Genomic DNA, 14,403 nt, shown 5'->3' with positions numbered 1-14,403 from the left:
CGCCGTAATGCCGTAATAACAACGGTAAATCAACCATATAACAAGCGAAAGCTCCTCCGTCTCGGAGGAGCTTTCGCTTTTACAGGGGAACGACTCCGGCCGGACCGCCGGCCCCGCGCCTTCGCCCGCTCTTATCGCAGCGTCAGCAGGCGATACAGGAACACCGCCGTCTCGGCCCGGTTCGTCGCCTTGAGCGGCTCGATGCCCGCGGCGCCGCCCTTCACGACGCCGGCCTTGACCAGCGCCGCGACGGACGCCTTGGCGTAGCCGGCGACCCGGTCCTTGTCGGCGAACCCGTTCAGCTCCGTGCCGTCCGGCTTCGGCAGCGTCCGGCCGAGCGTCTGCAGCGTGCGCTCGAACAGCACCATCAAGTCCTGGCGCGTGACCGGCGCTTCTGGCTTGAAGCCCGCGCCGTCCCCGGCGGCGATGCCGAGCGCCTTCGCCGCCGCGATCGCGTCCGCGTAATACTTGCTTTTCGGAACGTCGGGGAAGTTGCCCGCGCTTGCGTCCGCGCCCGCCGGTGCCTGCAGGCCGAACGCCCGCACGAGCATCAGCATCAGGTCGCCGCGCTTCACCGGCAGGGCCGGCTCGTACTTGCCGCCCCCCGTGCCGCCGACGATGCCCTTCCCGGCCAAGTAGCCGATCGCGTCCGCGGCCCAGGACCACTTCGCGCCGAGATCGGCGAATCGGACCGCCGCCCCGATGCGCAGCGCCGCCTTGGCGTCCGGATGCAGCGCCGTCAGGTTGAGCTTGGAGTCGACCAGCTTCAGCTCCTTCACGGCGACGCCGGTCTCCCCCGCGCCCGCAGCCTCGAAGACGAACGTCGCCAGCGCCGCGCTGCCGCTGACGCCCGCGGTCTGGCCGACCTTCGTATGCGCGAAGCGAACCTCGCCCTCGCCCAGGATCGGATCGGTCGACATGCCGGCGATGCCGGACTCCGCCTTCTTAAAGCGCAGCTTGGCGGCATCGTAGCTAAGCGTCACGTCGAAGGCGTAGACGTCGGCCAGGTCGCGCCCCTGCAGGACGAGCTTGACTTCGCCGCCGGCCCCGGGCGATGACGGTTCCGCCGTCAGCGTATAGGACGGAGCTGCCGCGGCCCGCGCGGGCGCCGGAACGACTTGAACGGCGAGCAGCAGACTAAGAAGTATTCCGAAAAACGATTTGCGCGTCATGGAGCGGCACGTCCCTTCCTTTAATCGACCGAAAGGAAGGCTCGAAAGCCTTCCTCCGGTTCGTCGGTCGTTTCGTTATTGCGCGAGCCAGTCGTCGAGAATCATGCGGGCGACGGCGGCCAGCGTTTGAATCGTGATTTCGCCGTTGTCGAACAGGTCGGCCGCGGCGATATCCGCCCAGCCCTCGTCCGTCGACTTCTTGCCGAAGTACTTCACGATGAGCGACAGGTCCTTGATCGTAATGCCCGTTTCGCCCGGTACGAGCGTAATGAGCTTCGATTGGAACGTCTGCACCGCGGCGTTCAGATCGGTCACGGCCTGATCGACCTGGCCTTGGCTGACCGAGGAACTGTCGCGGACCGACGTCGCGGTCGCGATCGCCGTTTGCAGCGCGGCTTTCGAGCCGGCCGCGTACTTGCCGAGCTTCGTGCCTTCCGTCGCGGCGTCAAGCTTGCTCTTCGCGCTCGCGATGGCCGCGTTGAGCGCGGTCTTGTCGGCATGGGCGACGACGACTTTCCCTTCGAAATCCGCTACCGCCGCAGCCAGCGCCGCGGCTGCTTCGTTGACCGCCGTTTGGGTCGCCGACGCGTCGTTCAATACGGCGGACGCGCTATCGATCGCGGCTTGCAGCGCCGCTTTGGCTCCCGCCTGGTATTGACCCGGCGACGAACCTTCGACGGCATTGTCGTGCTTGTTCCGCGCGCTTGCGATCGCCGTGCTCAGTTCGCCTTTGTCGACGTTGCCGACGGCGATGGAGGCGGATGCGGCGGCCGTATCGACCGTCACGGTCTCGCCGTTGTCCCCGACCGTAAAGTCCGCGAGGGACACCGCGGTCGATCCCGTCCCGGCGTCCGCTTTGACCGTGCCGTGCAGCACGAGCAGGTCGCCGTCCGTCTGGACGCCGTTAGCCGCGCCTTCGCCGGCCATCAGGATACGAATCTGGCCCTGCTCCGGTTTGACCGCCGTGCCGAGCACGACGAAACGGTCTTTCAGCGAGGTGATGGCGCTCTCGGCCAGGCTAAGCTTGCCGTCGCCGTTGTCCGTCGTTTCGAACGCGATCTTCGCCGGATCGTAATGGATCGTCAGATCCGCGATCGAGAACCGGTCGGTCACGCCCGCCACGCCGACCTGCAGATCGATCGGCTGGCCGGCGGTCGCCGAAGCCGGAGCCGCGATCGTCGCGTGCGGCGAATCCGCGGGCTCTTGCGGCTGCAGCGACGACTCGGACGACAGGATCAAGTCGCCGAACTTCAGCGGATCCTTGCCGCTCGAGATGCCGTCCATGTAAGCCAGCCAGCCTTCGCGGCCGCCGCCGTCGTTGTCGTTGACGAGCACGGAGATGCCGAGATCGGTCAAGTCCGCCGTCGCCGGCTTGCGGGCGTCGGTCAGCAGGCTGCTCCATGGAAACGCGATCACGTAGTTCGTCAGGTGATGCGCTTCGTCGCGGGTGAATTTGTACTCAATGTCATCCAGGTTGCCGGTCGTGACCGGTCCCCAAGTCTCGACGCCGAGCGCGGACGCGCCCGTCGCCGCGTTCAGCGACGCGATGAAGCGCGGGTGGCTGTCGCTCGAGGCCGTGCGGCCCGGACGTTCCGGGTCGAACGACACCTGCAGGCTGTCGGAGCCCCACGAGTCGTAAACGTTGTCGGACGCCATGCTGTGCACGTCGTCGGTCACTTGAACGGCCAGATAGAGATAATCGTCGTCCCACTTCACGTATTGGTCGGCCGACCGGTCGCTTGCGCTGTACGGTTTGCCGTCGGTCGACGTCGATTGCCCCTCGCCCAGATGAATGGCCTGCGAGCCGGCCCACTGATTGGGATCGATCGTGCCGTTCACGGCGATCGGGTGCTCCGGATCGACCCGCGTCGCCGTCAAGTCGGTGAGGTCCTTCGCGAAGGTACGGTCGTAGCCGTCCGCGTTCGTGACGCGAAACGCGAAGTGCGTGCGTCTGTCGGGCGACAGCATCGAAGCCGGAATCGTCACGTATTGCGTCGCGCCGCCGGCGATGTCGCCGAAGCCGTAGCTGCCCGCCACGGCTGCCGGCTCCTCGACTTGAACGGTGCCGCCGGCAATGCTGCCGGAATCGTTCTTGTTGGTCAGCGCGACTTTGACGTCCCAGCCGGTCTTATCCGCGTTTTGCGCCGGATAAATCTCCACGCCGAGCGAATCGTCCGTGTTTTTCGTTTGCACGGTCATCGTCTTGTAGGGCGTGCCGTTCGCACCGACCGGCGTGATGTTCAGGTCGTAGATGTACTTCGCGTAATTGTCCGGCACGTGCAGCACCAGCGTGTCTTTCGACGCGCCCGCCGCGAACGTGCCGCCGGAGACGACCGTCCAGCCTTCGGGCATGTCGACCTGATAGGTGCCGCTCAGCGCTTTCGCGCCATCGGTCACGCGATTGATGTCCACGCTCAGGTCTTCACCCGGCGTGACGTTCACCGGACTGAAGGCTGCCGTATCGAAAACGACGTCCGAGCTGCTTTGCGGATGCTCGTATACGCGCACCCAGTCGATGTACATGTCGGACTGGTCGCCGTAGCGCTCGAAGCCGTAGCCCGGCGGGAACGCGTCGCTCTGGGTCATGGCGTTGTTGATCAGGAAGTAGCTTCCCTTGCGCCACGAGAGCGGCAGCGTCTTCTGCTTATACACCTCTTTGTTGTCGAAGTAGTACGTCGTGTAGTCTTCTTGGATCAGCACGCCGTACGTATGGAAGCCCATCGAAATGTTGCCGGCGTCGCTGCCGATCAGATCGACCGTGTTGACGGCCTTGCCGCCGCCGTCGAGGTTGTCATAGCCCCACGGATGGGTCGCGATCGAGTAGCCCGAGACGTTCGGCGGGTACGCTTCGATGATGTCGAGCTCGTCGGTCGCCTCGTCGTTCACCCCGGTCAGCGTCCAGAAGGCCGGCCATTGATTCGGGTTGGCGCCGACGAAGAAGCGCGCTTCGAAATATTGGTCCGCGTAGCCTTTCGTGCGGAAGCCGACGCCGTCGTCGCCGACGGAGCTGAGAAAGCCCGTCGTATAATGGCGTTGGTAACCGTCCACGCTTGACGGAAGCGGGTCCTCGTAATACGTCGTCTTGATCTTCAGGTAATCCTCGACCTGCTGGAACGGATCGTACGCGCCGCCGCGGTCCGCGAACAAAGCGTTTCCGTAATCCTTATAGTCCGGCTTGTGCGAGGCGTAGGTCGTGCGGTTGCCCTCGCCGTCCTTCCCCGTCTTGGAGATCGTCGGCATCGTCTTGTAATCGTCCTGGAACGTCACGTCCATGTCCAAGCCGTTCAATTGCGCCGGCATCGGCGCGTTGTCCAGGCCCATGTTCCAATCGGCGCCGCCCGTGTTATAGAACTGGAAGTAGTCTTCGATAGCCGTCGTGCCGTCCGCCTTCGTCGCAGTCACCTTCACGGCGACCGGGCCGTGCGGGAATTGATCGGCATCGAACGCGATCGAGCCCTTGCCGTCGGCGTCCAGCGTCGCGTCGCCGAGCTTGACGATATACCCGGAGGCATCCGCGTGCTGGGCGTCCGGCTGATGCAGCATGTAGGCCGCCGCCTTGACGTAGCCGCCCTTCGCGCTGAAGTTCAGCGTCGTCTCGCCGTCGATGTCGGCGCGGTACGCCGGCGACAGCAGCGTCACCAGATTCGGCAGCGCGATTTTCGGCGCCACGACGGAGACCGTCTGCGCCGCGTACTTGACGCCGTCCGCGATCGGCGCGATCTTGATCTGGCCGTTCGGCAGCGCGTAGTCAGCCGGGACGCCGACGACGATCGTGTCGCTTGCGCTGCCCGCCGCGAAGCTGCCGCCGGACACGACGGACCAGCCCTCGTCCGGGAACGTCACTTCGTACGTGCCGGCCAGCTCCTGCGCCAATTCGTCGCGGGCAATCGTAATGCTGGCGTTCTCGCCCTGCACGACGTCGACCGATGCCGGCGCCGCGAAGCCCGGAACGGCCGCGCTCGGGTCGTGCACGTATTCGAAGCCGGAGATGACGACGGCTTCCCGCCCGCTCTCGCTCTTGACCTTCAGCTCGAGCTTATGCTCGCCGCCGCGCAGGCCGGTCTTCTCGAATACCTTCGCGTTGTTCGTCTCCGCGTCGCTTCTGGAATCGACCGTCGACTGGAACGCGCCGTCCAGATAGACGTCCAGCAAGCCGCCCTTGCTGTACGTGCGCATGAACACCGACACGGCGGTGCCGTCGAACGTGAACGCGGTCACGTCGCCGTTATTGCCGGCGTTGTCGTACATCCAGCCCCAGGAATCGTTCCACCAGCCGCCGGTCGTCGTGAAATACGCCTTCCCTTGGGTCGATGGATCGAAGTTCGTCCACGGACCGCTGGTCGGTGCCGGGGCCGTTCCGTCCGTCTTGCCGACGTACGGGTACGTCGACGAATCGACGCGGATCGTCTGGGCTTCGTTCGACTTCGCGTAATCGTACTCGAAGCCTTCCAGCACGATGGAGCCGCCGGGCTTCGTGACGACCAGCTTGAGCGTATGATTCCCGGCCGGAAGGCCGCTCTTGCTGAACACGCGGCGCTTGCCGCTGCTGCCGTTCGTGTCGACCGAGCCTTGCTTGACGTCGTCGATGTACACGTCGAACGTGCTGCCGCCGTCGATATAACGGGCATACAGCCCGACGGCGTCGCCTTCGAAGGCGAACGTCAGATCTTGGTTCGTGCCGGCCGTGATGTACATCCACGCCCAGCTGTCTTTCCACCAGTTGCCGTTGAACGCGAAGTAATCGTTCGGCTGCGAGCTGTGATCGAACGACGTCCACGCGCCGTCCGTCCCGCCCGTGGACGTCACGTACGGATACGTCGCCGAATCGACGGTGCGGATCTCGCCGCTGCCCGTGATCGGCGGTGCTTCCGGCGCATCCGGCGCCTGCACGGTCACCTTGATCGGCGGATACGTGCCGTCGCTGATGGTCGGCGTAATCGTGATTTTACCGTCCTTGCCCGAGTAATTCGCCGGCACCTTGAATTGAAGGGTGTCCGTGTAGTGGTTGGTCGAGAACGACTGGCTCGTCGCCGTCTGCCATTCGTCGCCCGCCTTCACCTGCCAACCGCTCGTCGGAAACGTCAGCTCATACGTGCCGAAGCGCGTGCCCGCCGCGCCGTTGCGGCTGATGTTCACGGCGATTTCGCTGCCTCCGCCTGCTTTGAAGAACGTATCCTCGCTCCAGAACTTCGGCATGTTCGGATCCTCGAAATGACGGAACTCGAAGCCGACGATCCGCAAATACCGCGTGACCGAGCTGTTCGCGCCCGTGATTTTGAGCGTATGGTCGCCGTCCGCGAGCCCGCTCTTCTCGAAGATCCGGACGGTCTGATCGGCCGGGGCGTTCGTGTCGATATGCTGCTGCAGCTGGCCGTCCAAGTAAATGTCGCCTTCGCCGCACTCGCTGCACTTCGTCATGTCGAGCCCGATCGTCGTGCCGTTGAACTTGAACTCCATGGCGGTCGACGCGTTCTCGTTCACGTACATCCAGCTCCAGCCGTCCCGCCACCAGCCGCCGTCGATGAAATTGAAATACGTCTCGGGATTCGTGCCCGGATCGTAAGAAGCCCACGATCCTTGATCGCCCCCGGTCGTATTGCGATACGGGTACGTCGTCGCGTCGATGCGGATCAGTTCGCCTTCCGCCCCGGTCGCCGTCGCGCTGACGACGATCGGCGCGTAGGACGTATCGTCGCTCGCCACCGGCGTAATCGTAATGTTGGACGTCTCGGCGTAGTCGCCCGGCACGAGGAACGTCAGCGTGTCGCTTGCCGAGCCCGCCGCGAACGCGGCGTTGTACGTGCCGTTCATGTCGACGAACCGGTCGCCGCTCATGATTTTCCAGCCGTCCGGCGCATCGACATGGTACGCGCCCGACAGCGCGGCCGCCGCGTCGTTGCGGGTCACGTTGACGCGCACGACGTCGCCGGAGAGCGCCTTCACGGACGCATCGCTCTCGAATCGCACCGCGTCCGGCGCGTCCTGGTACACGCGGACCCAGTCGACGTACGTGTCGCTTTCGTTGCCGTAGCGCGTGAAGCCGCCCGGCACGTCGAAGTTCTCGAACGGATCCGCCGCGTTGCCGTTGATGCCGTAATGATCGGACACCGCCGCGTTCAGGATGAAATAATTGCCGTACTGCCAGCTGAACGGCAGCGTTTTGTGACGCGTGACTTCGATGTTGTCGCAGTAGTAGTACGTCCAGTCTTTCGTGACGTACACGCCGAGCGTATGGAAGCCCATCGCCAGGTTGATGTTGTTGAAAGCCGGGGTATCGAGGTCGACCTTGTAGCCGCCGCCGAGCTTGCTGGCGTCGTAGTCCGCGGCCGCCGGCTTGTCGTAGCCCCACGGATGCCACGCGATCTGATAGCCCTGCGGCGTCCCCATATAACCTTCGAGGATGTCGAGCTCGTCGCTCGGCTGGTTCGCCAGGTCCGGATTCTGGACGTAGCCGTTGGCCGTCAGCGTCCAGAACGCCGGCCACATGCCCGGGTTCGGCCCGAAGAACATGCGCGCCTCGAAATATTGGTTCCGGCCGCCCTCCGTATGGAAGCCGCCGCCCGCCTGGTTCATGGAAGACAGGTAGCCGGTGCTGACCTTCTGCTTCCAATAATCGTTGCGGACGTAGCCCGTCGGGTGGTACGTCGTCGTCAGCTGCATGAATTCGTTGTCGGCGATCGAGAACGGGTTGTACGCGCCGTCGTAATCCTCGAACGCCGCCCAGCCGAACATGCCGCCGCGCGCTTCGTCGACCTTCGCCGACGCGTATGTAGCGCCGATGCCGGACTTGTTGATCGTCGGCATTGTCTTGAAGTCGTCCGTATAGACGACGTCCATGCCGCTCGTGACCGGGTTGGCCGGGGCGTTGTCAAGCCCGTTCCGCCACTGCACGCCGGCCTTGTTGTTCAGCTGCAGGTAGGCATTGTCGAGCTCGGTGCCGTTCCGGAATACCTGAATGCGCACCGAAATCGGGCCGTACGGGTACTCGGACGCCGGGAAGTCCACGCTTCCGTGCCCGTCCGCCAGCGTGACTTCGCCGACCAGCTCCTTCGTGCCGTTGGCGGTATTGTTCAAGTCGCCCGGCTGTTTCTGCGAATAGACCTTCGCGGTCGTGCCGAGCTTATTGTAGAATTCGATCGTGACGGTATCCTCCGTGATGTCCGAGCGATACGCCGGCGAGAGGACCGACGTGATCCGATCGGCGTCGCTGTCCGCAGCCCGAACCGATCGTGGAAAGCCGAAGCCGACAAAAGCCGATATAAGCATGGAAAACGTGAGCAATAACGCCATGGACCGGCGATTCCGGCTCCATCCGCGCTTGTTTCTCATTTCATTACCTCCCTGCATCCATCGTTGTCCTTGTCTTGCGTCATGCGTCTTTCCCCTCTGTCTGACACGGTGCCAGTTCCGCCCGTTCGCCGTACGGGCGCCCTAACCGGAACCCTCCCCCTTCGCGACTGAATCGGACAGCTTCCGCGCATGTCCTCCATCATTATAAAGAAAACCTGAAAGCACTTACATATGGTAATCCTCCAAAATCTATGGTAAAACTACCGATTCCCCGGGCTCCGGAGCGGCCTTGGCGGCGTGTCACTGACACGGCTCTCGCGGAATAGCCCGGCCCGCTTCCGGACATGATAGAGCAGGTTCGGCAAAATGGGGCGGGAGGAGGATGCGGCATGGCAAACCCGGATAACCGCGCGGATAACGAGGTTCATCTGCAGCAGCATATCGAGCATACGCAAGCGAACATGCGCGAAGCGGAGAGCTACCTGGATGAACACGCCGGCGAAATCAGCGCGGACGAGAAGGGAATCATCGAAGCCAAGAACGAGCGGCGCAAGGAAAGCCTGAGCGATTTCGAGGCGGAAAAGCAGGACGAGGCGGGCCGATAATCGCTTCCCTTTCCAGGACGGCAAAAAGGCGACCAACGATAACGTTATCGTTGGTCGCCTTTCTTTATAACCCGCACCCATCCTTACGTTGCATACCGCCGCTGCCGCAGCGCTTCGTACAGCAGCACCGTCGACGCCATCGCGACGTTGAGCGACTCCGACCGGCCGTGCATCGGAATGATCATGCGCGTGTCCACCATGGCGAGCGCCTCGTCCGACAAGCCGGTCGATTCGCTGCCGAGCAGCAGCCAGGTCGGCCCCCGCCAGTCGTAGCTATAGCACGTCGCGGTCGCCTGCAGGCTTGTGCCGACCAGATGAATGCCGCGCGTCTTCGCTTCCGGCAGCAGCTCGGCCAAGTCGCCTTCCACCACGGGCAGATGAAACAGCGAGCCCATCGTCGAGCGCACCGTCTTCGGATTATACAGATCGACGCTCCCGCGGCCGAGCACGACCGCGTCCGCGCCGACGGCGTCCGCGCTGCGGATGATCGTGCCCGCGTTGCCGGGATCGCGCACGCCGTCAAGAACGACGACGAGCGAATCCGGCCGGTAGAGCGCCGAAGCGTCGGCGCGGGGCTTGGCCACGACGCCGAAGACGGGCGGCGGCGAATCCGTGCCGGTGCACTTCGCCATGATCGCCGGCGTCGCCTCGATCAGCTCGCAGTCGGCCTGTCCGAGCGGCGCCCGCAGCTCGGCGGGCACGCCGCGCTGCGCGTCGATGACGATCGTCTCCACGTCCGCTCCCTCCTGCAGCGCCTCCAGCACGAGATGAACGCCTTCGATCAGGAAACGCCCGCTCCGGTCCCGATGCTTCTTGTCCAGCAGGGCGGCCATCGCTTTCACTTTTTCGTTTTGCAGCGACGTAATGCTTGTCGTTCGATTCATTGAATTCCGCACGTTCCCCTCAGCCTTCCGCATACGAAATCTCGAGTTCGGCCACGTCCTCGGTCCGGCCGACGATGACGAGCACGTCCCCCGCCCGAATGGCGTCCTCCGCCGACGGCGCGACGTTCATCTCCGTCCCGCGCTTGATGGCGAGGACGTTGCAGTTGTAACGAGCCCGTATCTCGAGCTGCAGCAAATTCCGGCCGACCATGAAGTCCGGCGCCTTCATTTCCACGATGCCGTAATCGCTGGACAGCTCGATGTATTCCAAGACGTTCGGCGACAGGAGGTGATGCGCGACCCGCAGCCCCATGTCCCGTTCGGGGAACACGACCTTGTCCGCGCCGATTTTGTTCAGCACCTTGCCGTGCAGCTCGTTTTGGGCTTTCACGATGACCTTCGCCACGCCGAGCTCCTTCAGGATGATGGTCGTCAGGATGCTCGCCTGGATATCCTCGCCGATCGCGACGACCACGACGTCGAAATTGCGCAGTCCGAGCGCCCGCAGCGCTTCCTCGTCCGTCGTATCGACCGAGACCGCGTGGGTCACCCAGCTCGATACCTCCTGGATCCTCTGCTCGCTGACGTCGATGGCCAGCACCTCGAAGCCCAGCTCGGACAGCTCGTGCGCCACGCTGGACCCGAATCTCCCCATGCCGATGACGGCGTATTGCTTCTTCGCCAATCCGCAACCCTCCCGCGCGCGATGTAAAGTTAGCTTATTATAGCATACCTGCCGGCGATAACCGAATGACGGGCCGCGTCAGTCCGGCATGAATTGCCCGCGCGAAGGAGATATTAAACGGGAATTCAAGTGATGGAGGGATAGGCTTGAACAATCTTGATTTGCGGCAGGCTATCGTGCAACGTGTGCAAAACAAATCCGGCGCGGAATTGACCGACGTGATCGAAAGCTCCATCAACAGCGACGAACGGGCGCTTCCCGGCCTCGGCGTGCTGTTCGAAATGATCTGGCAAAGCAGCAAGGCGCCGGAGCAAAACCGGATGGTGGAACTGCTGTACAACCACCTGAACCAGGCGACCGGGGCGAACCCGAGTCCGAGCTGACGGCGGACGCCGCGAGCGTTCGGTTTGGCTTGCTTACAAGGTGCCCGGCCCCGGCCGATTTCATGTACGACGCGCCGAAACGGCGCGATTAGAAGCGCCGCAGCCGAGCGCCGATAACGATAACAGCCTGCCCCCTTGTAGGGGCAGGCTGTTTATTTGCCGCGAAGCCGGCGAGCCGGCAGGTACCCCGCCTATCGTCGCGCGGCCGTCAGACCGTCGCCCGAGCCCTCCGGCGCCGGCATCGGTTCGGGACGCTCGCAGGTGCTTTCCATGACGTAGTGCTTCCCGTCGCGGGACGCGTCGTGGAAGCCGTGCATCGCTTCGAGCACGTGGAACGCCATCGCGCCGTTCGCCCGGTGCGGGCCGCCTTCGCGGATCGCGCGCGCCATGTCGGCGACCCCGATGCCGCGGTTGTTGTCCGTGTTGCCGTGGGTGAGCGCGATCTCTTCCCACTCGCCGCCCAGCCGGCGCAGCTTCACGGTGCCGCCGAACGTGTTCGGGTCCGGCACGAGCAGGGAGCCCGCGCTGCCGTGGACTTCGATGTTCGGCAGCGACGTGCCGGCCTTCGTGTCGAAGCTCGTGATGAGCGTGCCGACGGCGCCGCTCGCGAAGTCGAGGACGCCCGCGATGTGCGTCGGCGTCTCCACCTTCATCACTTTGCCGTGCTTCTTCTCGCTCGTGATCGTCCGCTCCGGGTACGAGATGACGGCCGAGCCCGTCACGCGCCGGATCGGTCCCAGCAGCGCGATGAACGCGGTGAGGTAATACGGCCCCATATCGAACATCGGGCCGCCGCCGACTTCATAAAAAAATTCCGGATCCGGGTGCCAGCCTTCCGGCCCGCCGCCCATCATGAAGCCGGATACCGAGATCGGCTGCCCGATCGCGCCGTCGTCGATCAGCTTGCGGCAGGTCTGGATGCCGCCGCCGAGGAACGTCTCCGGCGCGCTCGCGACGCGAAGCCCTTTCGCCTTCGCCAGCTCCAGCACCTTGCGGCCTTCCTCGCGAGTCACCGCGAGCGGCTTCTCGACGTAGACGTGCTTGCCCGCTTCCAGCGCCTGCAGGCAGACCGTGGCGTGCGCCTTCGGGAACGTCAGGTTGACGACGATCTCGATCTCGGAATCGGACATCAGCTCGTCGACCGTGTACGCCTTGGGCAGGCCGAATTCCTCGGCCCGCATCTTCGCGCGCTCCAGATCGATATCGGCGGCCGCGACAAGGTCGATTTCGGGATATTTTTTAAGATTCGCAAAGTAAATCTGGCTGATGTTGCCGCAGCCGACAACGCCTACTTTCACTGGCTTCATTCGTCGCATGCTCCCTTTTTTTGGCCGCTCCGGACGCGGATGGTCGCCGTTGCCGGCGCGGCCTTATCGTGTTGGTTCGCGGTTCAACCTGTTGTTCCGTGACGCTGCGCTTCTTCCGTTCCGCTTTGCGCGGCTGCCGGTCGCGGCCCGGTACGCGGAACAGCCCGCCATGACGGACGGGCTGTCTTCCTTCGTCTTCCTTCTTCATCGTCGCCGCATTCGCGGCGCCGGTCGTCAGTTGGACTGCTTCTCCAGCGCCGGCATTGGCTCCGGACGCGAGCACGTGCTTTCCATGACATAATGCTTGCCGTCGCGAGACGCGTCGTGAATGCCGTGCATGGCCTCCAGCACATGGTACGCCATCTCGCCGTTCGCCCGGTGCTGGCCGCCTTCGCGGATCGCGCGCGCCATATCGGCAACGCCGATGCCGCGGTTATTGTCTACGTACCCGTGCGTCAGCTCGATTTCTTCCCACTCGCCGCCCGCCCGGCGCAGCTTGACGGTGCCGCCGAAGCCGTTCGGATCCGGCACGAGGAGCGAGCCGGCGCTGCCGTGCACCTCTATGTTCGGCAGGGACGTGCCCCCTTTGGCATCGAAGCTCGTGATCAGCGTGGCGATCAAGCCGTTCCGGAAATCCAGCACGCCGCTGATGTTCGTCGGCGTCTCGACGACGATCGTTTTGCCGCGCTTCTTCTCGCTCGTGATCGTCCGCTCCGGATACGAGATCCGCGCGGAGCCCGTCACGCGTTCGATCGGGCCGAACAGCGTCACGAACGCCGTCAAGTAGTACGGCCCCATGTCGAACATCGGGCCGCCGCCGATTTCATAGTAGAACTCCGGATCCGGGTGCCAGCTCTCGTGGCCGCCGCCGATCATGAAGCCCGTCGCCGATACCGGCTGGCCGATCGCGCCGTCGTCGATCAGCTTGCGGCAGGTTTGAATGCCGCCGCCGAGAAACGTTTCCGGCGCGCTCGCGACGCGGAGGCCTTTGGCGGCCGCCAGCTCCAGCACTTGCTTGCCTTCCTCGCGCGTCACGACGATCGGCTTCTCGACGTAGACGTGCTTGCCCGCTTCGAGCGCCTGCAGGCAGACGGAGGCGTGCGCCTTCGGAATCGTCAGGTTGACGACGATTTCGATTTCGGGATCCGCGAGCAGCTGCTCGACCGTATACGCGTTCGGCACGCCGTATTCGGCCGCGCGCTCCTTCGCGCGCTCGATGTCGATGTCGGCCGCCGCGACGAGCTCGACCTCGGGATATTTCTTCAAATTCGCGAAATAAATCCGGCTGATGTTGCCGCAGCCGATAATGCCGACTTTAACTGGCTTCATGGGTAATATGCCTCCCTGCTGGAATCCTTATGATAATCGTTCGTTCAGCGTGCCGCCCACAGAAAGCCGCGGCGCATGAGCTCGAGCGTCTGCGGCATGGCGACGATGTTCGCCTGATGGCCGAGCGAGTTGTAGTAGACGCGTCCCTGGCCCCAGGTTTTCGTCCAGACGACCGGCATTTTGACGTCGCCGAAGTTGGTCGTCGCATGGACCTTCACCGCCGGATCGACATGCATGTAGTACTGCTCGGAGACGACTTCGAAGTCGCCGATTCCGCTCGTAAGCGGATCGTTCGCGTCGGTCATGTTAACGTCGTAGCGGACGCCGTCGTTGCCCGGATGCGCCACCCATTGGCCGCCGACCATGAACTGAAAGTCCGTCTCGTTGCGGAACGAATCGCCCATGCCGCCGTGGCAGCCGGCGATGCCGCAGCCCGCTTGCACCGCGTCCAGCAGCGGACGCAGCTGCTCCTGCGTGATCTGTCCCATCGTCCATACCGGCACGATCAAGTCTTGGCTCGCCATCAGCTCTTTGTCCGCGAACGCGTCCAGCGTGTCCGACACCGTCACGTCGAACCCTTCCTCGCGCAGCAGGCCCGTGAAAATTTCCCCGACTTCCTTCGGCTGATGGCCGTCCCATCCGCCCCATACGATAAGCGCTTTTTTCATCGTCCAAAATCCTTCCTCTGTCGCGTATTCAAATGCGGTCTAAGCCCGCTATGGCCGTCTGCGTCGCAGCGCCGTTTGCT

Annotated in this window: 8 protein-coding genes and 1 pseudogene; 2 read left to right on the top strand and 7 right to left on the bottom strand. The window is 63.8% G+C overall.

The window, feature by feature from the left end; translation table 11 throughout:
• Positions 1-131: 131 nt before the first annotated feature.
• Complete coding sequence (locus I8J29_RS22340) at positions 132-1,172, bottom strand: cohesin domain-containing protein (protein ID WP_208849684.1); 1,041 nt, start codon at positions 1,170-1,172, stop codon at positions 132-134.
• 75 nt (positions 1,173-1,247) lie between these two features.
• A complete protein-coding gene (locus tag I8J29_RS22335; protein ID WP_208849683.1) occupies positions 1,248-8,501 on the bottom strand; it encodes a sugar-binding protein in 7,254 nt (2,417 codons plus the stop codon).
• A gap of 350 nt (positions 8,502-8,851) precedes the next feature.
• On the opposite strand from I8J29_RS22335, the gene I8J29_RS22330 reads away from it, so the two are divergent.
• Positions 8,852-9,067, top strand: coding sequence for a small acid-soluble spore protein Tlp (locus tag I8J29_RS22330; RefSeq protein WP_208849682.1), 216 nt, complete (start codon positions 8,852-8,854; stop codon positions 9,065-9,067).
• Between the two features lie 83 nt (positions 9,068-9,150).
• Here I8J29_RS22330 and I8J29_RS22325 read toward each other — a convergent pair whose 3' ends face one another.
• Together I8J29_RS22325 and I8J29_RS22320 are read right to left on the bottom strand one after the other, a co-directional pair.
• Complete coding sequence (locus I8J29_RS22325; RefSeq protein WP_208849681.1) at positions 9,151-9,951, bottom strand: TrmH family RNA methyltransferase; 801 nt, start codon at positions 9,949-9,951, stop codon at positions 9,151-9,153.
• A gap of 19 nt (positions 9,952-9,970) precedes the next feature.
• Positions 9,971-10,651: pseudogene (locus I8J29_RS22320) on the bottom strand (potassium channel family protein); the annotation flags it as partial.
• 131 nt (positions 10,652-10,782) lie between these two features.
• Here I8J29_RS22320 and sspI point away from each other — a divergent pair.
• A complete protein-coding gene (gene sspI / locus I8J29_RS22315) occupies positions 10,783-11,019 on the top strand; it encodes a small acid-soluble spore protein SspI (protein ID WP_208849679.1) in 237 nt (78 codons plus the stop codon).
• 191 nt (positions 11,020-11,210) lie between these two features.
• On the opposite strand, the gene I8J29_RS22310 is transcribed toward sspI, so the two are convergent.
• The 3 genes from I8J29_RS22310 to I8J29_RS22300 all read right to left on the bottom strand — a co-directional run bounded on the left by I8J29_RS22310 (position 11,211) and on the right by I8J29_RS22300 (position 14,323).
• Positions 11,211-12,326 carry a Gfo/Idh/MocA family protein gene (locus I8J29_RS22310; protein ID WP_208849678.1) on the bottom strand — a complete coding sequence of 372 codons (1,116 nt, stop codon included), beginning with the start codon at positions 12,324-12,326 and terminating at the stop codon, positions 11,211-11,213.
• Between the two features lie 234 nt (positions 12,327-12,560).
• Complete coding sequence (locus I8J29_RS22305) at positions 12,561-13,655, bottom strand: Gfo/Idh/MocA family protein (protein ID WP_208849677.1); 1,095 nt, start codon at positions 13,653-13,655, stop codon at positions 12,561-12,563.
• Between the two features lie 44 nt (positions 13,656-13,699).
• Complete coding sequence (locus I8J29_RS22300) at positions 13,700-14,323, bottom strand: ThuA domain-containing protein (protein ID WP_208849676.1); 624 nt, start codon at positions 14,321-14,323, stop codon at positions 13,700-13,702.
• Between the last annotated feature and the right edge of the window lie 80 nt (positions 14,324-14,403).

Origin of the sequence: Paenibacillus artemisiicola (assembly GCF_017652985.1) — a bacterium.
Taxonomy (GTDB): Bacteria; Bacillota; Bacilli; order Paenibacillales; family Paenibacillaceae; genus Paenibacillus_Z; species Paenibacillus_Z artemisiicola.
Note: the sequence above shows the minus strand (reverse complement) of the source record. Positions and strands in the feature narration are given on the sequence as shown.

Excerpts from the sequence above, each read along its gene's own strand:
- I8J29_RS22340 (WP_208849684.1), bottom strand. The coding sequence starts at position 1,172 with ATGACGCGCAAATCGTTTTTCGGAATACTTCTTAGTCTGCTGCTCGCC.
- I8J29_RS22335 (WP_208849683.1), bottom strand. The coding sequence starts at position 8,501 with ATGAGAAACAAGCGCGGATGGAGCCGGAATCGCCGGTCCATGGCGTTA.
- I8J29_RS22330 (WP_208849682.1), top strand. The coding sequence starts at position 8,852 with ATGGCAAACCCGGATAACCGCGCGGATAACGAGGTTCATCTGCAGCAG.
- I8J29_RS22325 (WP_208849681.1), bottom strand. The coding sequence starts at position 9,951 with ATGAATCGAACGACAAGCATTACGTCGCTGCAAAACGAAAAAGTGAAA.
- I8J29_RS22310 (WP_208849678.1), bottom strand. The coding sequence starts at position 12,326 with ATGAAGCCAGTGAAAGTAGGCGTTGTCGGCTGCGGCAACATCAGCCAG.
- I8J29_RS22305 (WP_208849677.1), bottom strand. The coding sequence starts at position 13,655 with ATGAAGCCAGTTAAAGTCGGCATTATCGGCTGCGGCAACATCAGCCGG.
- I8J29_RS22300 (WP_208849676.1), bottom strand. The coding sequence starts at position 14,323 with ATGAAAAAAGCGCTTATCGTATGGGGCGGATGGGACGGCCATCAGCCG.